This is a genomic window from Variovorax sp. GW821-FHT09D07 (assembly GCF_059416345.1).
The window spans coordinates 35,565-57,561 of record NZ_JBWKOY010000003.1; the positions used below are offsets into that span (position 1 = coordinate 35,565).

Annotated in this window: 23 protein-coding genes; 3 read left to right on the plus strand and 20 right to left on the minus strand. The window is 69.1% G+C overall.

What is annotated here, in order from left to right; all coding sequences use genetic code 11:
• The first annotated feature begins 17 nt into the window (after window positions 1-17).
• From AC07OX_RS11565 to AC07OX_RS11575, 3 genes are read left to right on the plus strand one after another with little or no spacing between them, the layout of a single operon-like run.
• On the plus strand, window positions 18-1,013 hold the full coding sequence (locus AC07OX_RS11565) for a Bug family tripartite tricarboxylate transporter substrate binding protein (protein WP_495261478.1): 996 nt from the start codon (window positions 18-20) through the stop codon (window positions 1,011-1,013).
• Entirely contained in the window at window positions 1,010-1,780 is a 771-nt protein-coding gene (locus tag AC07OX_RS11570) for an enoyl-CoA hydratase/isomerase family protein (RefSeq protein WP_495261477.1), read from the plus strand. Before AC07OX_RS11565 ends, AC07OX_RS11570 begins: the two co-directional genes overlap by 4 nt.
• Before the next feature lie 45 nt (window positions 1,781-1,825).
• Entirely contained in the window at window positions 1,826-2,992 is a 1,167-nt protein-coding gene (locus AC07OX_RS11575; RefSeq protein WP_495261476.1) for an acyl-CoA dehydrogenase family protein, read from the plus strand.
• Here the strand turns inward: AC07OX_RS11575 and kdpE are convergent, their stop codons facing one another.
• From kdpE to soxC, 20 genes are all read right to left on the minus strand, one after another.
• Window positions 2,993-3,694 (minus strand): two-component system response regulator KdpE, encoded by a 702-nt coding sequence (gene kdpE / locus AC07OX_RS11580; RefSeq protein ID WP_062480698.1) that lies wholly within the window; start codon window positions 3,692-3,694, stop codon window positions 2,993-2,995.
• 8 nt (window positions 3,695-3,702) lie between these two features.
• Window positions 3,703-6,444: a DUF4118 domain-containing protein gene (locus AC07OX_RS11585; protein ID WP_495261475.1), complete on the minus strand. Its 2,742-nt coding sequence runs from the start codon at window positions 6,442-6,444 to the stop codon at window positions 3,703-3,705.
• A gap of 13 nt (window positions 6,445-6,457) precedes the next feature.
• Complete coding sequence (locus AC07OX_RS11590; protein ID WP_307581936.1) at window positions 6,458-6,592, minus strand: hypothetical protein; 135 nt, start codon at window positions 6,590-6,592, stop codon at window positions 6,458-6,460.
• Window positions 6,582-6,938, minus strand: a complete 357-nt coding sequence (locus tag AC07OX_RS11595; RefSeq protein ID WP_062473825.1) for a hypothetical protein — start codon at window positions 6,936-6,938, stop codon at window positions 6,582-6,584. The genes AC07OX_RS11590 and AC07OX_RS11595 overlap by 11 nt, the downstream gene beginning before the upstream one ends.
• Before the next feature lie 13 nt (window positions 6,939-6,951).
• Window positions 6,952-7,545: a potassium-transporting ATPase subunit KdpC gene (gene kdpC, locus AC07OX_RS11600; RefSeq protein ID WP_495261474.1), complete on the minus strand. Its 594-nt coding sequence runs from the start codon at window positions 7,543-7,545 to the stop codon at window positions 6,952-6,954.
• A gap of 13 nt (window positions 7,546-7,558) precedes the next feature.
• Complete coding sequence (gene kdpB, locus AC07OX_RS11605; RefSeq protein ID WP_495261473.1) at window positions 7,559-9,667, minus strand: potassium-transporting ATPase subunit KdpB; 2,109 nt, start codon at window positions 9,665-9,667, stop codon at window positions 7,559-7,561.
• A 13-nt stretch (window positions 9,668-9,680) separates the two neighbouring features.
• Window positions 9,681-11,480, minus strand: a complete 1,800-nt coding sequence (gene kdpA / locus AC07OX_RS11610) for a potassium-transporting ATPase subunit KdpA (protein WP_495261472.1) — start codon at window positions 11,478-11,480, stop codon at window positions 9,681-9,683.
• Between the two features lies 1 nt (window position 11,481).
• Window positions 11,482-11,580 (minus strand): K(+)-transporting ATPase subunit F, encoded by a 99-nt coding sequence (kdpF, locus tag AC07OX_RS11615; protein WP_056576794.1) that lies wholly within the window; start codon window positions 11,578-11,580, stop codon window positions 11,482-11,484.
• The gene (locus AC07OX_RS11620; RefSeq protein WP_169805043.1) at window positions 11,577-11,717 is read right to left on the minus strand and encodes a hypothetical protein; all 141 of its coding nucleotides are present in this window, start codon (window positions 11,715-11,717) and stop codon (window positions 11,577-11,579) included. Before AC07OX_RS11620 ends, kdpF begins: the two co-directional genes overlap by 4 nt.
• Before the next feature lie 214 nt (window positions 11,718-11,931).
• Entirely contained in the window at window positions 11,932-12,582 is a 651-nt protein-coding gene (locus tag AC07OX_RS11625; protein WP_495261471.1) for a hypothetical protein, read from the minus strand.
• A gap of 187 nt (window positions 12,583-12,769) precedes the next feature.
• Complete coding sequence (locus tag AC07OX_RS11630) at window positions 12,770-13,117, minus strand: hypothetical protein (protein WP_495261470.1); 348 nt, start codon at window positions 13,115-13,117, stop codon at window positions 12,770-12,772.
• Window positions 13,118-13,125: 8 nt separating this feature from the next.
• Entirely contained in the window at window positions 13,126-14,121 is a 996-nt protein-coding gene (locus tag AC07OX_RS11635) for a DUF3829 domain-containing protein (RefSeq protein WP_495261469.1), read from the minus strand.
• A 184-nt stretch (window positions 14,122-14,305) separates the two neighbouring features.
• Window positions 14,306-15,421: a YeeE/YedE family protein gene (locus tag AC07OX_RS11640; protein WP_495261468.1), complete on the minus strand. Its 1,116-nt coding sequence runs from the start codon at window positions 15,419-15,421 to the stop codon at window positions 14,306-14,308.
• Between the two features lie 42 nt (window positions 15,422-15,463).
• Window positions 15,464-17,188 carry a thiosulfohydrolase SoxB gene (soxB, locus tag AC07OX_RS11645; protein ID WP_495261467.1) on the minus strand — a complete coding sequence of 575 codons (1,725 nt, stop codon included), beginning with the start codon at window positions 17,186-17,188 and terminating at the stop codon, window positions 15,464-15,466.
• 19 nt (window positions 17,189-17,207) lie between these two features.
• The gene (gene soxX / locus AC07OX_RS11650) at window positions 17,208-17,861 is read right to left on the minus strand and encodes a sulfur oxidation c-type cytochrome SoxX (protein ID WP_062473846.1); all 654 of its coding nucleotides are present in this window, start codon (window positions 17,859-17,861) and stop codon (window positions 17,208-17,210) included.
• A 12-nt stretch (window positions 17,862-17,873) separates the two neighbouring features.
• The gene (soxA, locus tag AC07OX_RS11655) at window positions 17,874-18,677 is read right to left on the minus strand and encodes a sulfur oxidation c-type cytochrome SoxA (protein WP_062473848.1); all 804 of its coding nucleotides are present in this window, start codon (window positions 18,675-18,677) and stop codon (window positions 17,874-17,876) included.
• Between the two features lie 67 nt (window positions 18,678-18,744).
• Window positions 18,745-19,056 (minus strand): thiosulfate oxidation carrier complex protein SoxZ, encoded by a 312-nt coding sequence (gene soxZ, locus AC07OX_RS11660; protein WP_172438442.1) that lies wholly within the window; start codon window positions 19,054-19,056, stop codon window positions 18,745-18,747.
• A 46-nt stretch (window positions 19,057-19,102) separates the two neighbouring features.
• On the minus strand, window positions 19,103-19,561 hold the full coding sequence (gene soxY, locus AC07OX_RS11665) for a thiosulfate oxidation carrier protein SoxY (protein ID WP_056576806.1): 459 nt from the start codon (window positions 19,559-19,561) through the stop codon (window positions 19,103-19,105).
• A 19-nt stretch (window positions 19,562-19,580) separates the two neighbouring features.
• The gene (locus tag AC07OX_RS11670) at window positions 19,581-20,630 is read right to left on the minus strand and encodes a c-type cytochrome (protein WP_495261466.1); all 1,050 of its coding nucleotides are present in this window, start codon (window positions 20,628-20,630) and stop codon (window positions 19,581-19,583) included.
• Entirely contained in the window at window positions 20,614-21,978 is a 1,365-nt protein-coding gene (gene soxC, locus AC07OX_RS11675; RefSeq protein WP_095747119.1) for a sulfite dehydrogenase, read from the minus strand. The genes AC07OX_RS11670 and soxC overlap by 17 nt, the downstream gene beginning before the upstream one ends.
• Window positions 21,979-21,997: the final 19 nt, after the last annotated feature.

Consider the following 21,997-nt stretch of genomic DNA (forward strand, 5'->3'; position numbering starts at 1 on the left):
CCACAGGAGACACGTTCATGAACCCTTTGTCGAAGATGCTGCGCGCCGCGGCGTTCACGGCCGCGCTGGCATCCGCCGCGGCACCGTTCGCGCAGGCCCAGTCACAACAGGCCGCCGCGACCTATCCGTCCAAGCCGATCCATTTCGTCGTACCGTTTCCGCCCGGCTCCGGCACCGACGTCGGCGCACGCTTCTTCGCGCGAAAGCTGGGCGAGCTGGCAGGACAGCCGGTGATCGTCGAGAACCGCGCGGGCGCCAACGGCTTCATCGCCGTGAAAGCCGTGACCTCCGCGCCTGCCGACGGCTACACCCTGCTGATGGGCAGCAACTCGACGCTGGCCACCAACGTGGCGCTGTTCAAGCAACTGCCGTACGACCCGGTGAAGGACCTGGCCCCGGTCTCGACGCTCATGCGCTCGCCCATCGTGCTCATCGTGCCGGCCAACTCGCCCTACAAGACACTCAAGGACCTGATCGATGCGGCGCGCGCCAAGCCCGGGCAGCGCACCTATGCATCGGGGTCGGCCGCCTACCAGCTCATGGGCGAACTGTTCGCCGACAAGGCCGGCATCCAGCTGCTCAACGTGCCCTACAAGGGCGCGCCCGATGCAGTCAACGCCACCCTCTCCGGGCAGACCGATCTGGGCTTTTCCGACATCACCGCCACCATGGAGTTGCTGCGCGGCGGCAAGATCCGCGCACTCGCCATTGCGGCCGACCAGCGCCTTGCCGGCCTGCCCGATGTGCCCACCGCGCAGGAACAGGGCATCGGCGGCTTCAGCGCCGACACGTGGACGGGCGTCGCCGTGGCGGCCAACACGCCGAAGCCGGTGGTCGACAAGCTGTCGGACATGTTCGTGAAGATCCTCGCCATGCCCGAGACGCGAGAGTTCTACGCCAAGCAGAACGTGATCACGATGAAAGGCGGCCAGGACGAGCTGCGCGACTTCCAGCGCGAACAGATCGCCGTCTGGAAGCGCATCGCGGCGGCCGCAAGGATCGAACTCCAATGATCGATTCGCCCTCCATTTCCCACAGCCGCGACGCCCATGTCGTCACGCTGACCCTGCGGCGCGGCCCGCACAACTTTGTCGATGCCGCCACGATGCGCGACCTGGCCGATCGCCTGGCCGCGCTCGACGACGATGCGGACTGCCGCGCCATCGTGCTCGCGGCCGAAGGCAAGTCGTTCTGTGCCGGCGCCGACTTCTCGGGCGTTCCCTCGGGCGGCCAGGCCGTCGACCCCGCCGACTTCTACACCCACGCCATGCGGCTCTTCGACGCCCGAAAGCCCTTGGTCGCGGCGGTGCAAGGCGCGGCGGTGGGCGCGGGCGTCGGGCTTGCGCTGGTGGCCGACTTTCGCGTGAGCTGTGTGCAGGCGCGGTTCAGCGTCAACTTCAACCGGCTGGGCTTTCACCCCGGCTTCGGTCTGAGCCACACATTGCCTCGCCTGATCGGCATGCAGCGGGCCTCGATGCTGTTCTACACGGGCCGCCGCATCGACGGCACCGAAGCGCTGGCCATCGGCCTGGTCGACGAGCTGGTGACGGCCGACGAGGTGCTGGCCCGCGCGCAGGCGCTCGCCCAGGAGATCGCCGGGTCGGCGCCGCTCGCGGTACAGAGCACGCGCGCCACCTTGCGCGCCGGCTGCGCGCAGGACGTGCGCGCAATCAACCAACGGGAGCTGGCCGAGCAACAGGTGCAATTCCTGAGCGAAGACTTCCGTGAAGGCGTCAAGGCCATGGCCGAGCGCCGCACACCGCGCTTCACCGGTCGCTGAGCGACCACTCGATCAGCTTTGCACAGACAACGACGGAGTACCTGAATGAATTTCGAACTCGACCCCGAACACCAGACGCTCAAGGAGCTTGTCGCCAGCTTCGTGCGCGAAGACCTGCTGCCGCTGGAACCGGCCCTGCTGAAACGGGAGGCGACCGGCGAACCCTGGGAGCTGTCGGCCGATGAGCACGCGCGGCTGGACACCGTGTCGAAGGCCCGTGGCCTGTGGGGCCTCGATGCACCCGCCGAAATGGAGGGCCTCGACCTGCCGGTGGTGGCGATGGTCGGGGTGAACGAAGAATTCGGCAAGACCATCACGCCCTACGAGCTGCCCCCCGACTCGCCCAACCTGCGGATGCTGCTGACCGCCGCCAACGACGCGCAGCGCGCCGCCTACCTGGCCCCTTACGCACGCGGAGAGACGGTTTCGGCCATCGCCATTTCGGAGCCCGGCGCGGGCGCCGACCCTTCGGCCATGTCGACGCGCGCCGTGCGCGACGGCGACGACTGGGTTCTCAATGGTCGGAAGATCTGGATCAGCCGCGCCGCGCGCGCGGACTGGACCATCGTCATGGCCGTCACGGACAAGACCAAGGTGGGGCGCCCAGCCATCTCGGCGTTCATCGTCGACCGCAACACCCCGGGCTTTCGCGTCGAGCGTCGCATCCCCATGATCGGCGGCGTCTCGACCTACGAGGTGCTGCTCGAAGACTGTCGCGTACCGCATGCACGCCTGCTCGGCCAGGAAGGCCAGGGGTTCGCACCGATGCAGGCGCGCCTGTCGAGCCGGCGCCTGCAGATGGCCGCATGGTGCGTCGGCCGCGCCCAGCGCGCGCTCGACATGATGTGCGAGTACGCACCGCAGCGCAGCACCTTCGGCGCCTCGCTCGCCGAGCGCCAGACGGTGCAATGGTGGATTGCCGACGCGGCCACGCGCATTCACGCCTGTCGACTCATGACCTACGAAGCAGCCGCGCGCATCGATCGTGGCGACGAGGCGCGCAGCCAGGTCTCCATGGTCAAGGTGTTCGCCACGGAGATGGCGGGGAAAGTGATCGACCACGCGATGCAGATGTTCGGCGCCATGGGCATGACCAAGGAAATGCCACTGCATCAGATGGCCAACGAAGCGCGCCTGATGCGGATCTACGAAGGTCCGAGCGAAGTGCACCGCTGGGTGGTTGCACGCGAGCTGCTCGGCTTGAAGCGCTGACTAGACGACCAGCCGGTACCCCACCGCCGTCTCCGTCAACAGATGCTTCGGCTGCGCCGGATCGGCCTCCAGCTTCTGCCGCAGATGCCCCATGTAGATGCGCAGGTAGTGGCTCTGGTCCGTGTGCGACGGGCCCCACACCTCGCGCAGCAGCTGCCGCTGCGTCAGCACGCGGCCGGCGTTGGCCACCAGCACCGACAGCAGGCGGTACTCGGTCGGCGTGAGGTGCACCTCGGCGCCGGCGCGGCGCACGATGCGTGCGGCGCGGTCCAGTTCGATCTCGCCGAAGCGGAACACGGCCTCGGCGGCCGGTTCGTCGCCGTTGCCGCCCGCGGCGCGCGGTCGGCGCAGGTTGGCGCGCACGCGGGCGAGCAGTTCGCCGGTGCCGAAGGGCTTGGTGAGGTAGTCGTCGGCGCCGGCGTCGAGCGCGGCGATCTTGTCGGCTTCGTCGGTGCGGGCCGAGAGCACGATGATCGGCACCTGCGACCAGCCGCGCACATCGCGGATCAGCGACACGCCGTCGCCGTCGGGCAGGCCCAGGTCGAGCACCAGCAGGTCGGGTTGGCGCGTGCCGGCGGCCGCGAGGCCATCGCGCAGGGTGCCGGCCTCGTGCACCTGCCAGCCTTCGGCCTCGAGCGCGCCGCGCACGAAGCGGCGGATCTGCGGCTCGTCTTCGATCACGATGGCGGTGGGGGATGGCATGGCGGATTTCAGAGCTGGGCTTCAGCGGGTTCGGGTGGCTCGCGGCGCGGCAAGGTGACGGTGAATTCTGCACCGCCGTCGCGCGCATTCGCCGCGCTGATCTCGCCGCCGTGCGCGCTCACCACGGCGCGGCAGATGGCCAGGCCGAGGCCGACGCCGGGCGTGGCGGACTCGGCTTCGCCGCGCGTGAACTTGTCGAACAGGGTCTGCTCGCGGCCGTGCAGCGCGGCAGGCAGGCCGGGGCCGTGGTCGCGCACGGTGAGCACCAGCGCGGCGGGCTCGGCGCGCGCGCCCACCTCGATGGGCGCGGCGCCGTACTTGGCGGCGTTCTCCAGCAGGTTGACGAGCACGCGCTCGATGAGCACGGCGTCGAACTCGACCAGCGGCAGCTCGGGGTCCCACGCGGTCTGCACGGTCATGCCGCGCAGCGCGGGGCGTGCGGCGCGGATGGCGGCGCCCACCACTTCTTCGACCGACTGCCAGTCGCGCCGCAGGTTGACCGCGCCGCCGGCCACGCCGCTTTCGAGGCGCGCCATGTCGAGCAGGTTGCTGACGAGCGCATGCAGTGCATGAGCCTGCGTGACGATGGCGCGCGCGGCCTCGCCGTGTTCTTCGGGCGGCAGGGTCTGCAGCGACTCGGCCAGCGCGATGAGCGCGGTGAGCGGCGTGCGCACGTCGTGCGAGATGGCACCGAGCAGCGCGTTGCGCAGGCGCTCCGATTCCATCTCGACCACGGCGCGCTGCGCGACTTCGACGTAGTGCACGCGCTCCAGCGCGATGGCGATCTGTCGCGCCAGCGTGTCCAGCTGCTGCGCCTGCTCGGGAATCAGCAGCCAGCGCGGGCGGGCCGGGCACAGCGCGAGCACGCCGCGCACGCGCATGGGCGCGCGCAGCGGCACGTAGTGCCAGTGCTGGGCGGCGAGCGTGGCGGTGGCCAGGCCGGCGGGCTGGCCGTGGCGGAAGGCCCAGTCGGCGACCTGCGCATCGAAGCCGGGCGGCGGGTCGGCGGGGGGCACGAGCTGGTCGGCCGCGTCGGTGACCAGCACGCGCGCATGGCCGCCGAAGTGGGCCTGCACGGCGGCGGCGCCGAGCGCGACGACCTGGGTGCTTTCGAGCGCGGCCGAGAGCTCGCGCGTGAGCTCGAACAGCGAACGCGCGCGGCGCTCGCGGCTGGTCGACACGCCGGCCGCGAAGCGCAGCCCGGCCGTGAGCTGGCCCACCAGCAGGCCGACGCCGAGCATCACGGCGAAGGTCAGCAGGTACTGCACATCGCTGACCGCGAAGGACAGGCGCGGCGCGACGAAGAAGTAGTCGAAGGCCGCCACGTTGAGCATGGCCGCGAGCGCCGAAGGCCCGCGCCCGAAGCGCATCGCCACACCCACCACGCCGAGCAGGAACAGCATGACGATGTTGGACAGCTCCAGCACGCCCGTGAGCGGCGTGCACAGCAGCGTGAGCGCGATGCTGGTGGCCGCGGCCCAGGCGTAGCCGGGCCAGCGCGACTGCGCGCGCTCATCGTCGTCGGCCTGCGTGGCAACCAGCGTCGCCTGCGACAGGCGGCGCGCGCTGTCGGCGCGGCCCACTTCGAGGATGTCGAGCGCCGGTGCCCGCTGCGCCAGCGCGCGCGCCAGCGGCACGGCCGACGCGCCCCACCAGCGCCGCCAGCTGCGCACGGGCTCCGCGCGCCCGATGACCAGCGTCGCGCAGTTGAGGCGCCGCGCCTGCTCGGACAGTTGCTCCGCCACGTCGGCGCCGGTGAGCACGGCCGTGGCCGCGCCCAGTTCCTCGGCCAGCTTGAGCACGGCGAGGATGCGGTCGCGCTGTGCCGCATCGAGGCGCTGCAGCCGCGGCGTCTCGACATACGCGGCATGCCAGCGCACGTTGAGCTGGCCCGCGAGCCGCGCGGCGGTGCGCACGGTCTGCGCCGCGCCCTCGTGCGGGCCGACACAGGCGAGGATCGCGCCCGAGGTGTTCCAGGCCTGCAGCGCCGCGCCGCCCTGCCCATTGCCGCCGGGACCCGACTGTTCGACGCGCCAGCCGCGCACGTCGTCCTCGACGTGCTCGGCGGTGCGGCGCAGGGCGATCTCGCGAAGCGCGATCAGGTTGCCCTTGCGGAAGAAATTCTGTGCGGCGCGCTCGGCCTGCTGCGGCAGGTAGACCTTGCCGGCCGCGAGCCGCGCCGTGAGTTCGTCGGGCGTGACGTCGACCAGCACCACCTCGTCGGCCTCGTCGAGCACGGTGTCGGGCACGGTCTCGTGCACGCGCACGCCGGTGATGGCGCCGACGGTGCCGTTGAGGCTTTCCAGGTGCTGCACGTTGAGTGCCGACCACACCTCGATGCCGGCGGCCAGCAGCTCCTGCACATCCTGCCAGCGCTTGGCGTGGCGCGAGCCGGGCGCGTTGGTGTGGGCCAGTTCGTCGACCAGCAGCACGGCGGGCCTGCGCGCCAGGGCGGCGTCGAGGTCGAACTCGGCGAGCGTGCGGCCGCGGTAAGGCACCTCGCGCAGCGGCAGCGTGTCGAGCCCCGCGAGCAGCGCGGCGGTCTCGCTGCGGCCGTGGGTTTCGACCACGCCGATGAGCACGTCGCGCCCGGCCTCGCGCTCGCGCCGGGCGGCGCTGAGCATGGCCCAGGTCTTGCCCACACCGGCACTGGCACCGAAGTAGATGCGCAGCTTGCCGCGCAGCGCGCGCGCCTCGTCGCTGCGCAGTTGCGCGAGCAGGGCGTCGGGGTCGGGGCGGGTCTCGGGCATGGGAGCGCGCAGATTAGCGCATTGGCGGTCCGTTCTTGCGCCGCCGTGAGTGTCGGCGCGCGGTGCGCGACAGCACCCACCAAGCGAAGCCCAGCGGCACGAACAGCGCCGCCATGGCCAGCAGCGCGTGCAACAGGTCAGTGACCATGGCGCAGGCCGCAACGCGCGAGGTGATCGCGCCAGCTCATGAGCCGGCCGATCTCGCCCGACGGCACGCACTCGATGAGGCGGTGCAGCACCTCGGCGTAGCGCGCGGTCGGAAAGCGGATCATCAGGCGCACGCAGGGTGCGTCGCTTTCCTGCGAGCTGCAGGCGTGCAGCAGCGGCTCGCAACGCACCACGCCGGCCTCGGCGCAGGCGGCGATGCTGCGGCGCACGCGCAGCGCGTCGGCGCAGCAGACGGTGACGTCGAGCACGTGGAACTGCGTCGTGCGCGGCGCGATCGGACTTCGCACGACGGCGACAGGGTGTTCACGGTAGGCGGCATAGGCCATGGTTGTTTTCTCCTCAACGCACCGTCGAAGAAGCATCGAGCGCCAGGTTCAGCGCCAGCACGTTGACGCGCGATTCGCCCAGCACGCCCCACAGCGGCGACTGGGTGTTCTTCGCGATCAACGCGTTCACCTGATCGATCGGCACGCCGCGTTCGCGCGCCACGCGGGCGGCCTGGTAGTGGGCGGCGGCGGGGCTGATGTCGGGATCGAGCCCGCTGGCCGAGGCCGTGACGAGGTCCACCGGCACCGGGGCGGTGTTGCCCGGATCGGCCGCGCGCAGTGCTTCGACGCGTGCCTTCACGGCGTCGGCCAGTGCGGGGTTCAGCGGGCCCTGGTTGGAACCGCCCGAGGCGCTCGCGTTGTAGGGCTGCGGCGCGGTGGCCGACGGGCGGCCCCAGAAGTGTTTCGGGTCGCTGAAGTTCTGGCCGATGAGCGCGGAGCCGACGGGCTTGCCGTCGCGCATCACCAGGCTGCCCGCCGCCTGCGCGGGGAACAGCGCCCGCGCGGCGCCGGTGACGGCCGCCGGGTAGAGCAGGCCGGTGAATGCGCTCAGCAATGCGAAGAGCACGAGCGCGGGGCGGACGATGCTGCCGTTGTTGTTTTTCATGATGAAGAACTCCTCAGACCAGATGGACTGCGACCAGCAGCCAGTCGATCAACTTGATGCCGATGAAAGGAACGAGCAAACCGCCCAGGCCGTAGATGGCGAGGTTGCGGCGCAGCAGCGCGGCGGCGCCCACCGGCCGGTAGCGCACGCCCTTGAGCGCCAGCGGAATCAGGAACACGATGACGAGCGCGTTGAAGATCACCGCGCTCAGGATGGCCGACGACGGGCTGGCCAGGCGCATCACGTTGAGCGCGCCGAGCTGCGGGTAGGTCGACACGAAGATCGCCGGAATGATCGCGAAGTACTTCGCCACGTCGTTCGCGATCGAGAAGGTGGTGAGCGAGCCGCGCGTCATGAGCAGCGCCTTGCCGGTCTCCACCACCTCGAGCAGCTTGGTCGGGTTGGAGTCGAGGTCGACCATGTTGCCGGCCTCCTTCGCGGCCTGCGTGCCGCTGCCCATGGCCACGGCCACGTCGGCCTGCGCGAGCGCGGGGGCGTCGTTGGTGCCGTCGCCGGTCATCGCGACCAGCCGGCCTTCGGCCTGGTACTTGCGGATCAGCGCGAGCTTGTCCTCGGGCGTGGCCTCGGCCAGGAAGTCGTCCACGCCGGCCTCGGCCGCAATGGCGGCGGCCGTGAGCTTGTTGTCGCCCGTGATCATCACGGTCTTGATGCCCATGCGGCGCAGTTCGGCAAAGCGGTCGCGGATGCCGGTCTTGACGATGTCCTTGAGCTCGACCACGCCGAGCACGCGGTTGCCTTCAGCCACGGCCAGCGGCGTGCTGCCGCGGCGTGCCGTTTCTTCGGCGGCGCGCAGCATCTCGGCCGGCACGCTGCCGCCCAGCGATTCGACATGGCGGCGCACCGCGTCGACCGCGCCCTTGCGCAGCACGATGGCATCGACGTCCAGGCTGTTCGGCGCGGCCGGCAGGTCGACGCCGCTCATGCGGGTCTGCGCGGTGAAGGGCACGAAGCGCGCGCCGTCGACCGACGCCGCTTCGAGGCCGTCGCGGCGCGCCAGCTCGACGATGCTGCGGCCCTCGGGCGTTTCGTCGGCCAGCGAGGCGAGCATCGCAGCGCGCGCGAGGCGGCCCTTCGGCACGCCGGGCGCAGGCAGGAAGGCGCTGGCCTGGCGGTTGCCGTGCGTGATGGTGCCGGTCTTGTCCAGCAGCAGCACGTCGACGTCGCCGGCGGCTTCCACCGCGCGGCCCGAGGTGGCGATCACGTTGGCCTGCATCATGCGGCTCATGCCGGCCACGCCCACGGCCGAGAGCAAGCCGCCGATGGTGGTCGGGATCAGGCACACGAGCAGCGCGACCAGCGCGGTGAGCGACACCACGGTGCCCGCGCCCGCGGCCTCGACGCTGAACACCGAGAACGGCAGCAGCGTGACGGTGACCATGAGGAACACGATCGTCAGTGCGACCAGCAGGATGGTCAGCGCGATCTCGTTCGGCGTCTTGTGGCGCTTGGCCGCCTCGACCATGCCGATCATGCGGTCCAGGAACGACTCGCCGGGGTTCACCGAGATGCGCACCACCAGCCAGTCGGACAGCACGCGCGTGCCGCCGGTGACGGCCGAGAAGTCGCCGCCCGATTCGCGCACCACGGGCGCCGATTCGCCGGTGATGGCGCTTTCGTCGACCGAGGCCACGCCTTCGATCACTTCGCCGTCGAGCGGGATCACGTCGCCGGCTTCGACCAGCACGACATCGCCCTTGCGCAGGTTGGGCGCCTGCTCGGGCAGCCACGGCGCGCCGTGGTGCGGCTGTTGCTGGTCCTTCAGCTTCTTGGCCCAGGTGTCCTTGCGCAGGCCGCGCAGCGAGGCCGCCTGCGCCTTGCTGCGGCCTTCGGCCAGCGCTTCGGCGAAGTTGGCGAACAGCACGGTGAACCACAGCCACACGGTCACGGCCAGCACGAAGGCGGGCTTCATGCCGGTGTCGCCCGGAAAGCTCAGCGCGTGCACCCACAGCAGCGTCGTGAGGATGCTCCCGATGTAGACGATGAACATCACCGGGTTGCGCCACTGGGTGCGCGGGTTCAGCTTGGCGAAGGCGCCCCACAGCGCGGGCTTCACGAGCGCTGCGTCGAACAGCGAAAGAGAGGTTTTGGTTTTGGCAGTCATGGTGCGCTCCTTCTTATTTCCAGAGCACGAGGTGTTCGACGATCGGGCCCAGGGCCAGTGCCGGCACGTAGTTGAGCAGGCCGACCAGCAGCACGGTGCCGATCAGCAGGAAGACGAACAGCGGGCCGTGCGTGGGCAGCGTGCCGCTGGTGACGGGCAGGCGCTTCTTGGCGGCCAGCGCGCCGGAAATGGCGAGCACCGGCACGATCATCGCGAAGCGCCCGAGCCACATCGCCAGGCCGAGCAGGCCGTTGTAGAACGGCGTGTTGGCCGACAGGCCCGCGAAGGCGCTGCCGTTGTTGTTGGCGGCCGAGGTCAGCGCATACAGCACCTCGGAGAAGCCGTGCGCGCCGGGGTTGGCAATGCCGACCTTGCCCGCACCCGCGCTCACCGCCAGCGCCGTGCCCGCCAGCACCAGCACCGGCGTGACCAGGATGGCGATGGAGATCAGCTTCATCTCGCGCACCTCGATCTTCTTGCCGAGGTACTCGGGCGTGCGCCCGATCATCAGGCCCGCGATGAACACCGCGAGCATGGCGAACACCAGCATGCCGTACAGGCCGCTGCCGACGCCGCCGAAGACGACCTCGCCCAGCTGCATCAGCACCATGGGGACCATGCCGCCGATGGGCGTGAGCGAGTCGTGCATGGCGTTCACCGCGCCGCACGAGGCGGCGGTGGTCACGGCGGCGAAGAGGGCCGAGGCGTCGATGCCGAAGCGCACTTCCTTGCCTTCCATGTTGCCGCCGCTTTGCAGCGCGCTGGCCACCTGGTCCACGCCCAGCGGGCCCAGCAGCGGGTTGCCGGCCTGCTCGGCGGGCGTGACGGCCAGCACCGCCACCACGAACAGCACCGTCATCGCCGCGAGCACGGCCCAGCCCTGGCGCAGGTCGCCGACCACGCGGCCGAAGGCGAAGCACAGCGCCGCCGGGATCAGGAAGATCGCCAGCATCTCCAGCAGGTTGCTGAACGCGGTCGGGTTCTCGTAGGGGTGCGCCGAGTTGGCGTTGAAGAAGCCGCCGCCGTTGGTGCCGAGCATCTTGATCGCTTCCTGCGAAGCGACCGGGCCCATGGCGAGCGTCTGCGTTTGGGTGGTGGCGTCTTCCATCACGGGGGCGCCCTTGTCGTCCTTCAGCGGCTGGCCGTCGGGGCCGTTCTTCGGTTGCTGGAAGGCCGTGGCTTCCACCGTCTGCACGCTCTTGTAGGCGTCGAAGTTCTGGATCACGCCCTGCCCTGCAAGGCACAGCGCGAGCACGAACGAGATCGGCAGCAGCACCCACAGCGTGACGCGTGTCACGTCGGCCCAGAAGTTGCCGACCAGGCCCTTGCCGTCACCGCGGCGCGCAAAGCCGCGCACCAGCGCGAAGGCGACCGCGATGCCGGTGGCGGCGGACAGGAAGTTCTGCACCGCCAGGCCGAGCATCTGCGTGAGGTAGCTCATGGTCGACTCGCCGGCGTAGCCCTGCCAGTTGGTGTTGGCGACGAAGCTCACCGCCGTGTTGAAGGCCGAGTCGGGCGACACCGCGCCCATGCCCGCCGGATTGAACGGCAGCCCGCCCTGCAGGCGTTGCAAGGCATAGAGAAAGATCGCGCCGATGGCGTTGAACGCCAGCAGCGCCAGCGCGTAGCGCAGCCAGTGCATCGACTGCTCGGGCTGCGTGCCCGCAAGCCGGTACAGCGGCGCTTCGACGCGCTGCATCCAGCGCGGCACGCGCTCGGCGCACAGCGCGGCCAGCAGCTTGCCCAGCGGCCAGGCCAGCACCAGCAGCGCGCCGAGAAAAAGGGCCAGCAAGACCCAGGCCGAGGTTTCCATGTCAGAACTCCTCGGCGCAGATCAGCGCGAACACCAGGTACGCGAACAGGACCACGGCGACCAGCGCGCCGAAGCCGTACAGCACTTCGAGGCCGATCACGATGCATCTCCCGGCGTGCGCGTTGTCTCAACGCCCGCGTGCGGCTTTTGCGGCCCTTCGAGTCGGTTCAGCCCGACGACCATGGCCGCCACCACGACCCACAGCGCCAGCAAGGCGCCCATCCAGACGATGTCCATTCATCACTCCTGCAAACAAGATGAAAGGAGTCTCGGCAGGCGTGCGTAAAACCGGGGGAAAGAGTGAGTGGGGGGGCGTAAAGAAAGCGTAAAAACGCCGGCAACGCAGAGGGTGAGGCCCGCCTGATGCGCCGCGTCGAATGCCTCGGCGAGTTCCAGCAAGGGAGCCGGGGCCATTCAAACAGCCGAGGCTGTTGCCGATGGCGCGGCCCTGTCAGCCTACCTGCCGGGGATACCCGATCTCGGCGATGTCATTTCCGAGCGACGCCATGTCGAGGTCGGGATTGAATCGCCGGACGAGCGCGTCGCTGAGCGGTTGGTGCCGATAGATCGCCTCGACATCGCCCAGGTCGAGGTCGCGTTCGTAGTAGTCGGTCGCGAATTCGACGTACTGCTCGGGCCGGCCGGCGAGGATGCCAAGCAGCTCGACGGAACCATCCGGATCCTCCCCCGGCGGAAGCTCGACCGGTCCGCAAGTCCAGCGTTCTTCATGGCTCAGGCGCCAGAGACAGAAGGTGCTGTCGCTGGTCGTGAACGCCGGCTCTTCCAGCAGGTTGGCGCGGAACTCCGCCGGCAGTCGTTCGAAGATTCCGGGCCATGGCGTCCCCGGCCGGAATGCCGGAGCCTCGTGCGCAAGCCCGTGGAGCGCGACGCCGGCCTGGCAGAAGATGGCAAACCAATGATCGCCCGAACCATTGCGCATCGATGCCATCGCCGCCTCATCCGACCACGCGGCGTTGAACGCGTAGTACCGGTACTCCCACTCCGGCGAGAGCATGGCGTCGAGCATTGCAAGAGACTGGGTCAGTCGCTTCAACGTCGGAATGTCTGGAAGCGCCTTCAGGTTTCTCGTCGAGAGGGTCATGCGAGGGGCGAAGTTGGTGGGGGAAGAACGCGCATGCTATCTGCCGATCGGGTCGGGTGCATGCCTGCCGCCCGGACACTACAGCGCACAGGTTCAGTTCCGCTACACCCCGGACGGAGGCCCTGTCTATGACATCTACTACCCGGTGGTCATGGACGTGGTGCCCTGATTCGGGCGAGCGACAGGCTCAGTGCGCCATCCACCGCCCGTCGTCACGTCGGCTCAGGAAGTAGCCGGCGCGGGCGGCGCGCGGGTCGTCGACTGATTTTTCGTTGACGATGTCCATCTCGGCGCGCGCGATCAGCCAGGTGCCGCCCTGCTTGCCGTTGGACCATTGGAAGCGGTGGAAGCGCGCGTCGGAGCCGATGTAGAAGGTGTGCTGCAGCGGCGACGCGCCGTAGTTGCGGAACGCGGAGACGGGAATCTGCTGCGTCTCGCGGGCACTGCCGCATCCCGCCAACCCCGTCGCAACGAGAAGCGCCGCGACCGCCAGGGCCGCGACGCCGCCGCGCGAAAGAACCCGCGCGGTGCCCATGGCGGGGGTCAGCGGCCGAAGCCGCGGTTGTACGAACCCACGGCGGAGTTGTAGTAGCTCACGATGTTCTTGTACGTCGACGGGAACTTGCTGTCCTTGAACGTGCGCCATTGGCCGATCATGTTCAGCAGGCTGCCGTGCAGCGACTCGTAGTTGTAGTTGGGCGCCTTGCCTGCTTCCCCCTTGGCCTTGGCTGCGGCCTTGGCTTCTTCCAGCGCCTTGGAGAGTTCTTCCAGCGAGGCCTGCAACTCGCTGGCCGCTGCATCGACCTTGGCGACGGCGTCCTTGTTCTTCAGGCCGTCGATCTGGTCGAGACCGTTGACGAACTTCTTGGCCACCGCCATCGAGGCCAGCGTGTGGTAGTTGAGCATGTCGCCCTCGGCCTTGAGCTTGGCCATGCGTTCGGTGCGCGACGCCTCTTGCACGCGGTCCAGCTCGCCGCCCAGCGTGTCGATGCTGGCCAGCAGGCCCTTGAAGCCGGCGTTCATGTCGGCGTCGGCCGCGCGGCCCTTGACCCACTTGTCTTCGAGAAAACTCTTGGACCGGTAGTACGGGTCCATCGGCGTCCAGACGGCGACGAGCTTCTCGCCCGTGGCCACCACGCCATCGACGGCCGCGTCGAGCGCCGCGTCGCCCGAGCCGTCGGCGCGGGCCTTCTTCAGGTCGTCCACGATGGACTGCACATCGGAAGGGCTGCCATAGAACGAGTTCCCGCTCGGCGACTTGCCGTTCACGTTCATCTGCACGTAGCTCTTGTACTTGGCACCCACGCTGCGGTTGTCGTCGATGAGCCGGTTGTAGCCCTGGCTGTAGGTGGTGCGGGCCGCGGCCTGCACGCGGGCCGGGTCCTTGGCGGGCTGGGTCTTGCCCGATGCGGACGGCGATGGCGAGGCTGCCGCCGGCGTCGGCTTGTTGTCTTCCTTGCAGGCCGCGAGCACGGCACAGAAGCAAAGGCTCAAGGCAAACAGGCGCGTGCGCGCCGATCGGTTGTTGTGCGCAGTCATGGCGCTCTCCCTCGGTTGTGGTTGTTCGGTGCCGCGCCCGTCGATGAAGGCCATCGTTCGCAGCGGCATCAGGTGCGGAAAATGATAGCCAGCACCACCGCGCCCGATCGTCGCGAACGCGCGAAAAACGCCCCGCGCGCCGAACTAAATTGTGAGGATTCGCTTCAACGCACGGCGCTGGAAATCAGAGCGTGCGTTCGAGCTGCCAGCTTTGGTACTTCAGGCTTACCACCGCGCCGATGACGATGCCCGCGATGGCCGGCAGGCTCGCGATGCTCAGCGTCGACAGCGCACTCAGGCCCTGCCCGATGGTGCAGCCCATGGCCGTGACGCCGCCGATGCCCATGAGCACCGCGCCCGTCGCGTGGTGCGCGAGGTCGCCGGTGCCGGCGAAGCCTTCCCAGCGGAATTCGCGCGACCACAGCGCATGCAGCGCGGCGCCCGCCACGACGCCGGCCACCGACACGATGCCCAGCGTGAGGCGCTTGTTGGCATCGCTGTAGAACATGAGCCAGTCGAGCGCGTAGGCCACCGGCGTCACGAAGCTCAGCGCTTCGGCGCGGCCGGAGTTGGTGGCGAGGAACACGTGCTCGAGCGTGAGCGGATGCTCCTCGACCACCGCCCAGTGGCCGCTGAGCCACCATGCACCGACGACCAGCGCGCCGATCAGCATGCCGCCGACGAGGCTGCGCACGTCGCGCGTCGCGCGGCCCCATGCGGCCCACACGAGCAACGCGCCGCCGAGCACGAGGCCGAGCGCGAGGCGCAGCGAAGACGCCTTCAGTTGGAAAGACGCGGCCAGCACATCGGGCAGCGACGCATTCATCGCCAGGTCGATGTGCACCGCATCGACGGTCGCGACGCGCAGCACCGCGGTGATGCCCTTCAGCGTGGCGAAGGCCGACACGCCCATGAGCACCAGCACCACCAATGCCTTGAGGTTGCCGCCGCCCAGGCGCACCAGCGTCTTGTTGCCGCAGCCCGAAGACAGCACCATGCCGACGCCGAACAGCAGGCCGCCAACCAGCGCGGCGAGCCAGAGGATCTGGTGCGAAGCGTAGAGCGTGCGGTCGGCATCGACGAGCCCCGCGAACACGAGCGCCGAGAAGCCGATGAGCGCCACGCCGCCGGCCGCGGCCCACTGCTTCACGCGGGTCCAGTCGCCCAGCGCCACCACGTCGCTGATCGCGCCCATGGTGCAAAAGCGCGTGGCGCGCGCGACGGCGCCGAACACCGCCGACAGCACGAAGGCCGCCACGAGCGCGAGCGTGGTGAGAAGGGAAAGCTGCGCGATGGACATGCCCCGATTCTAGGGAGCGACCCCGCGCGTGCGGGGCCCCATTCAGCCCAGGCCGGGGTTCGGCGCGATGTTCTTCAGCACGGGTTCGTCGAGCCGGCGCGTGGTCACCACCTTGCGCGACTTCAGCCACGGCTCGATGACTTCCCACACCGGCTTGTTGCCGGCGGTGCGCGCCTCTTCGCTCACGGGCGCCCAGCCCGCGACCTTGTAGCTGCGGCTGGCGTCGATGGGCTTACCGCCCAGGCGCATGTCCTGGATGCGCTGGCCCATGGCGGCGGTCGGGTCGCAGGTGTACTGCAGCCCGCCCACGCGCACCATGTCGCCGCCCTGCTGGTAGTAGGGGTCGGGGTTGAAGAGGTTGTCGCACACGTCTTCGAGCACGGTCTTGAGCGTCTCGCCGGTCATCTGCGTCACCGTCGCGTACGAGTAGGTGGTGGCCGTCATGTCCATCAGCCACTCGCGCGTGATCGCCTGGCCGGGCAGCAGCGAGGTGCCCCAGCGAAAGCCCGGCGAGAAGGCGATGGGCGCGTCCTGCACTTCCATGAGCGCGTCGAGCAGCAGCTGATCGCCGGTGCCGTTGAAGTTGCCGCGCCGGTACAGCGCACCGTCGGTGTGGGCGAGGGTTTCGGCCAGCTTGGCTTCGTAGGGCGCGCGCACGCGGGTGATGAGCGCGTCCATCTCCTTGTCGGCCGGAATGAGGTCGGAGAACACGGGCAGCAGGCGGTAGCGGAAGTCGCTCACCTTCTTGCCCTTGACGTCGAAGTCGATCACGCCGAGGAACTTGCCGTTGGAGCCGCCGTTGACCACGATGGTCTTGCCGCCCGCGTTGCTCACCAGCGTGGGCATGGGCGTGCCGTCGTGCGTGTGGCCGCCCAGGATGGCGTCGATGCCGGTGACGCGGCTGGCCATCTTCAGGTCGACGTCCATGCCGTTGTGCGACAGCACCACCACCACCTGCGCGCCCTTGCCGCGCGCCTCGTTCACCACGCGCTGCAGGTTGTCGTCCTGGATGCCGAAGGTCCAGTCGGCCACCATGTAGCGCGGGTTGGCGATGGGCGTGTACGGGAAGGCCTGGCCGATGATGGCGCAGGGCACGCCGTTGATCTCGCGCATCACATACGGCTTGAACACCGGGTCGCCGAAGTCGGCGGTCTTGACGTTCTGCGCCACGAACTCGACCTTGCCCCCAAAGTCCTTCTCGATGATCTGCTGCACCCGCGCCATGCCGTAGGTGAACTCCCAGTGCCCGGTCATCACGTCGACGCCGAGCAGCTTGCAGGCGTCGACCATGTCCTGCGCATCGGTCCACAGCGACGTGGCCGAGCCCTGCCAGGTGTCGCCGCCGTCGAGCAGCAGCGCGCCGGGGCGGCTGGCCTTGAGCTGTTTCACCAGCGTGGCCAGGTGCGCGAAGCCGCCGACCTTGCCGTAGCGCTGCGCGGCCTTGTCGAAGTCGAGGTAGGTGAGCGCGTGCGCCATGCGCGTGCCGGGCTTCACGCCGGCGGCCTTGAGCAGGTGTTCGCCCACGAGGTGCGGCACCTTGCCGCGCATATTCCCCACGCCGATGTTGACGCCCGGTTCGCGGAAGTACAGGGGCTTGAGCTGCGCGTGGCAGTCGGTCATGTGCAGCATCGACACGTTGCCGAAGGCCGGCACGGTGTACATGCCGTCGAGGCCGGCGGCCATGCTGCTGCCGTGGCGGCCCAGGCCCAGCCCGGCGACAGCGCCGGCACCGAGCATCTGGACGAACTCGCGCTTGGAAAGGTTCATGAAGAGAGAGGCCGGGCGTTCAGCGGTTGACGGGAGACTGGGGGTCGAGCAGCAAGCCCATCACGTCGCGGATCTGCTTCTCGTTGAGGATGCCGGAATGGCCGACGCGCGGCATGTTCGAGCAGGCGTTGTAGGCGCGCGCGTTCCACAGCTTGCCCCAGGTGTATTCGACGATGGGCTTGGACGCGGCGCTGGCCGGGTCGCTCACGCCGCGCAGCTTGCCGTAGTGATACAGGCTCGGGCCGAGCGTGCCGAAGGAGATTTCTTCCTTCGACATCTGGTGGCAGTTGTAGCAATTGCCGCCGTTGGCGGCGTTGGCGGCGTCGGTCCAGGTGAGGCCGCGGCCGTTCTGCGCGATCTTCTCGCCCTCGCGCCAGTCGCCGACGAACTTGCCATCGGACGGCCAGCGCACGGTCTTCATGTTGGCGGCCTCGATCTCCTTGGTGCGTTGGTCGTCCAGCGGCTTGCCGCTGGCCTCGGCTTCGCTGCACGCGAGGTTGGCCGGGTCTTGCACGAGGCGGTCGACCTTGGCGATGCCCTGGTCGCGGAAGGAGCGCTGCAGCGCGTCGGCGGTGAGCTTGTCGAGCTCGGCCGCGCTGTCGACGGACGCGCAGCCGAACACGGTGAGCGCGCAGGCCACGGCGGCCAGGCCGAAGAAATGATCAGACTTCATGGCGTGGCTCCTTCAGCGCTTGATGGCGGGCGCGGTGGTCTTGCCGCCCTTGCCGTTGACGCCCATGTACACGGCCAGTGCCACGGTCACGTCGCTGGCGTAGCCCGGGTACGGAAAGCGCTGCTGGCGGAAGCAGTCGTTCAGTCGACGCTGCATGCCCCACAGTTCGCCCGACGACACGCGGTACGCCGGCCAGGCGCCGAAGCCTTCACCGGCGCCGGGGTTCTTCGTGAGGTTGGGCAGGTCTTGCAGGCGGATGCGCTTGCCGTCGGCGCCGTGGCAGGTGGCGCAGGCAAAGTCGTGCGGGCCGGCGCGCAGGAAGAACAGGCGCTTGCCCACTTCGTACGCACGGCGCTCGCTCGCATGCGACTGCGGCAGGTTCAGCGGCAGGCCTTTCGATTCGGCCGAGATCCACGCCACCAGCCCCTCGAGGTTCTTCTGCTCGCCCTGGCCGAACGGCGTCTTGGCGATGGCGGCGGCGTCGAAGCCCTGCAAGGTTTCCATGCAGGTGAGCAGGCGCGACTCCATGTCCTGCACGCGGCCGGTGTCGGGAAAGTAGCGCGGCAGTTCGGCGAACGCGCCCTTCACCACGCCCGGGCCCTTGCCGAGGTCGCACTTCTCCATCGACGCGGCCTTGGGGCCGCGCTTCTGTTTCCAGAGGTCTTCGCCCTTGGCCTCGAACAGTTCGGCGGGGTTGCCGTCCTGCAGCAGCGCGCGGTACTCGGCGATGCCTTCGGCCGTGGTCTTCTGCGCCGCGGCGGGCAGTGCGATGCTGCCGGCCAGCACCAGCAGGCTCAGGCATGTGGTTGTCCTCATGGGGCCGCCTTTTTTTTTCGTGGGGAACACAACACGCGAGCGAGCGCCCGCGTGGGCGAAGAAAGCGTCAGCTGACGGTGGCTTCGTCGGTGCGGGTGTCGCCGCGGTTGTCCTTCCAGGTCACGGCGATCTTGTCGCCGGCCTTCGCGCCCTTCAGCGTGAACTGCATGAAGGGGTTCTTCGACACCGCCGGGCCCCAGTCGGCCGTGAGCACGGTCTTGCCGTTGAGCGAGGCCGTGACCTCCTGGATGAACCAGGCGGGGATGGTCTTGCCGGCGGCGTCCTTGCGCTGGCCGGTTTCCATTTCGTGCGCCATGAGGATGCGCACGGTCGTCTTGTCGCCCGCGGCCTGGGCGCGGATGCGCATGGGATCTGCCATGGTGGTCTCCTTCTTCTCGTCGTGTTCTGTGTGTGAAGCCCGTCGCTCAGCCGCCGCAGCCGCCGAGCGTGACCTTGACTTCCTTCTTGGCGAAGAGCGCCTTGCCGTCGTTCATGACCGCGATCGCGTACACGTCGGACGACTGGCCCAGCTTGGCGCGCGTGGTGAAGTTCGACTCGACGAACTCCGAGGTGTTGAAGATCGCGACCACGGCGTTGGGGTTCTTCTCGACCAGCAGCATGAGCTGCTTCACGCCGGGCAAGGCGGTGGCCACGCTGAGCGGCACCACGGCGCCGTTTTCGGCGATGTCGGGGCCGGTGATGGTGACGTCCTTGCTCTCGGTGGGCGCGCCGGTGACGCCGACGGCCTTGAGCGCGTCGGCCACGCTCTTGGCGTCGAAGGCGTCTTTCGAATACGCGAGGGCGGTGGCGGGGAGCCAGCCGGCGGTGGCCGCCAGGCCTGCGAGGGCGGCGGACTGCGTGAGCATCTGTCTGCGGTTTTTCATGGGGTTGTCTCCTGTCGAATCATGGTCCGGCGCTATCGGCGAGCCAGCGGGCGATGGCCTTGGCATCATCGTCGCCGAGGGTCTGCGGCGGCATCGGGATCGCCCCCCAGACGCCGGTGCTGCCTGCCTTGATCTTCTGCAGCAGGTGGTCGGCCTGGCCGGGGTACTTCTTCGCGATGTCCGAGAAGGCGGGGCCGACGAGCTTTTGCGTCATGCCGTGGCAGGCGGTGCAGCTGTTCTTCTCGAGCAGCGCCACGGGCACTTTCGGGGCCGCGGCCGGTGCGCTGGTCTTCACGGCAGCAGCCGCAGGCGCTGCGGTGGCGATGCCGCGCTGCGCGCCCACCAGCCGGTTCTGGTCGGCGAGGTTGCCGTGGCTGCCGCGCGCATGCGCCGGCAGTTGCGCGACGGACGACGCCGCCGGCACGCAGTCGCGCATGCAGGCCACGGCCGACACGTCGGGCTTCGTCGCGCGGCCGAACTCGCTGCCGGGCCACATCGCATGCGCGGTGGTGCCGCCGTTGCGGTTGGGCATGCGGGCCTGCACCTCGCGGATGTTCTTGTCGGACAGCGTGAAGTCGTCGGGCACGATGCCGCCGAGGTTCAGCATGTAGGCGGTGACGGCGTACACGTCGTCGGGCGTCAGCGACTTGGGCTGGTTCCACGGCATGGCGCGGTACACGTAGTCCCACACGGTCGACAGGCTCGTGACCTTCATCAGCGTGGTGCGGCCGGGGAACGCCGGGTCTTTCAGGCGTGCGACGTGGCCGCTCTTGATGTCTTCTGCGGTGGTGCCGCCAACGATCGGGCTGAACACCTGGTTCGATTCGCCGAACACGCCGTGGCACGAAGCGCACTTGCCTTCCCACAGGTCCTGCCCGCGCGTGACGGAGCCCGAGCCGGGCGGCAGGCCCTTGAAGTCGGGACGCACGTCGATGTCCCACGCGGCCACTTCCTTGGGCGTGGCGTCGCGGCCGATGCCAGCATAGCCTGCCGTCTTCGGTTGCGCCCATGCCGCAGCGCTGCCAGCGAGGACCAGCAACAGCAGCGCGCGCTTAGGAAAGCTGGACATTCGCCACCTCCCCGTTCGCCTGCACCTGCCACGACTGGATGGCGTTGTTGTGATAGATCGAACGCGTGCCGCGCACCGCGCGCAGCTGCTTGTAGCTGGGCTGCACGTAGCCGGTGTCGTCCATCGCGCGGCTCTGGATGATGGCGGGCGTGCCGTCCCACACCCAGTCGATGTTGAAGCGCGTGAGGCACTTCGAGAGCACGGGCGATTCGAGCCGCGCGGTGCGCCAGTTGCGTCCGCCGTCCACGCTCACGTCCACGCGCTTGACCTTGCCGCGGCCCGACCATGCGAGGCCGGTGATGTTGTAGAAGCCCTTGTCGAGCAGCATCTGCCCGCCCGAAGGCGTGGTCACGACGCTCTTGCATTCCTGGATGCTGGTGTACTGGCGGTGCTGGCCGTCGGGCATCAGGTCGACGTAGTGCACGGTCTCGTCCTTGGCGCCGTAGGGCTGGTCGCCGAGTTCGATGCGGCGCAGGTACTTGACCCAGCTCACGCCCTGCACGCCGGGCACCACGAGCCGCAGCGGGTAGCCCTGCTCGGGCCGCAGCATCTCGCCGTTCTGGCCGTAGGCCACGAGCACCTCACCCGAGCGGATGAGGCTCATGGGAATGGTGCGCGTCATCGACGAACCGTCGGCGCCTTCGGCGAGCACGAAGCGCTCGCCCTTCAGGTCGGCGCCCGCCATCTCGAGCAGCGTGATCAGCGGCACGCCGGTGAACTCGCTGCACGACAGCATGCCGTGCGTGTACTGGGCCGTGGGCACGGCGACGTTGCCCCACTCCATGCCGGTGTTGGCGCCGCACTCGATGAAGTGAAAGCGCGACACCGAGGGCAGCCGCATCAGCTCGTCGAGCGTGAAGACCTTCGGCGTCTTCACCATGCCGTTGACCATCAGGCGGTGCTTGGACGGATCGATGTCCCACCAGCCCTGGTGGTGCCGCTCGAAGTGCAGGCCGCTGGGCGTGACGATGCCGAACAGCGACTGCAGCGGCGCGAACGACACCGAGGCCTGCGCGGTCGGCGTGAGCCCCGGGCTCTGGCGGCGCTGCACGTTGGCTTCGTATTTGGAAGGCTTGCCGTAGCCGTCAGTGACGACCGGCTGGCCGAGGCCCGTGCTGTGCGCGGGCAGGTTCAATATCGCGGGGTCACCGTCGCCCACGGCGGTGCGCGTTTGCGCAAGCGCGGACGACGTGGCCGCCGTGCCTGCAACGGCGGCGGCGAAAGCGTTGCGGATGAAGTCGCGCCGCCCCTTGCCGGCTTCGGCGAAGACGGCGCGCACGCCCTGCGCGTCGAGAAAGTTCTCGGGTGCCTTGCGCACCTGCCCGGTCTGCTGGATGCTGCCGCTCATCGCGTCGCGTCCGTGGGCC

What these genes read in the sequence shown, in the direction of transcription:
- AC07OX_RS11565 (WP_495261478.1), top strand. Translation starts at nt 18, where the DNA reads ATGAACCCTTTGTCGAAGATGCTGCGCGCCGCGGCGTTCACGGCCGCG.
- AC07OX_RS11570 (WP_495261477.1), top strand. Translation starts at nt 1,010, where the DNA reads ATGATCGATTCGCCCTCCATTTCCCACAGCCGCGACGCCCATGTCGTC.
- AC07OX_RS11575 (WP_495261476.1), top strand. Translation starts at nt 1,826, where the DNA reads ATGAATTTCGAACTCGACCCCGAACACCAGACGCTCAAGGAGCTTGTC.
- kdpE (WP_062480698.1), bottom strand. Translation starts at nt 3,694, where the DNA reads ATGCCATCCCCCACCGCCATCGTGATCGAAGACGAGCCGCAGATCCGC.
- AC07OX_RS11585 (WP_495261475.1), bottom strand. Translation starts at nt 6,444, where the DNA reads ATGCCCGAGACCCGCCCCGACCCCGACGCCCTGCTCGCGCAACTGCGC.
- AC07OX_RS11590 (WP_307581936.1), bottom strand. Translation starts at nt 6,592, where the DNA reads ATGGTCACTGACCTGTTGCACGCGCTGCTGGCCATGGCGGCGCTGTTC.
- AC07OX_RS11595 (WP_062473825.1), bottom strand. Translation starts at nt 6,938, where the DNA reads ATGGCCTATGCCGCCTACCGTGAACACCCTGTCGCCGTCGTGCGAAGT.
- kdpC (WP_495261474.1), bottom strand. Translation starts at nt 7,545, where the DNA reads ATGAAAAACAACAACGGCAGCATCGTCCGCCCCGCGCTCGTGCTCTTC.
- kdpB (WP_495261473.1), bottom strand. Translation starts at nt 9,667, where the DNA reads ATGACTGCCAAAACCAAAACCTCTCTTTCGCTGTTCGACGCAGCGCTC.
- kdpA (WP_495261472.1), bottom strand. Translation starts at nt 11,480, where the DNA reads ATGGAAACCTCGGCCTGGGTCTTGCTGGCCCTTTTTCTCGGCGCGCTG.
- AC07OX_RS11620 (WP_169805043.1), bottom strand. Translation starts at nt 11,717, where the DNA reads ATGGACATCGTCTGGATGGGCGCCTTGCTGGCGCTGTGGGTCGTGGTG.
- AC07OX_RS11625 (WP_495261471.1), bottom strand. Translation starts at nt 12,582, where the DNA reads ATGACCCTCTCGACGAGAAACCTGAAGGCGCTTCCAGACATTCCGACG.
- AC07OX_RS11630 (WP_495261470.1), bottom strand. Translation starts at nt 13,117, where the DNA reads ATGGGCACCGCGCGGGTTCTTTCGCGCGGCGGCGTCGCGGCCCTGGCG.
- AC07OX_RS11635 (WP_495261469.1), bottom strand. Translation starts at nt 14,121, where the DNA reads ATGACTGCGCACAACAACCGATCGGCGCGCACGCGCCTGTTTGCCTTG.
- AC07OX_RS11640 (WP_495261468.1), bottom strand. Translation starts at nt 15,421, where the DNA reads ATGTCCATCGCGCAGCTTTCCCTTCTCACCACGCTCGCGCTCGTGGCG.
- soxB (WP_495261467.1), bottom strand. Translation starts at nt 17,188, where the DNA reads ATGAACCTTTCCAAGCGCGAGTTCGTCCAGATGCTCGGTGCCGGCGCT.
- soxX (WP_062473846.1), bottom strand. Translation starts at nt 17,861, where the DNA reads ATGAAGTCTGATCATTTCTTCGGCCTGGCCGCCGTGGCCTGCGCGCTC.
- soxA (WP_062473848.1), bottom strand. Translation starts at nt 18,677, where the DNA reads ATGAGGACAACCACATGCCTGAGCCTGCTGGTGCTGGCCGGCAGCATC.
- soxZ (WP_172438442.1), bottom strand. Translation starts at nt 19,056, where the DNA reads ATGGCAGATCCCATGCGCATCCGCGCCCAGGCCGCGGGCGACAAGACG.
- soxY (WP_056576806.1), bottom strand. Translation starts at nt 19,561, where the DNA reads ATGAAAAACCGCAGACAGATGCTCACGCAGTCCGCCGCCCTCGCAGGC.
- AC07OX_RS11670 (WP_495261466.1), bottom strand. Translation starts at nt 20,630, where the DNA reads ATGTCCAGCTTTCCTAAGCGCGCGCTGCTGTTGCTGGTCCTCGCTGGC.
- soxC (WP_095747119.1), bottom strand. Translation starts at nt 21,978, where the DNA reads ATGAGCGGCAGCATCCAGCAGACCGGGCAGGTGCGCAAGGCACCCGAG.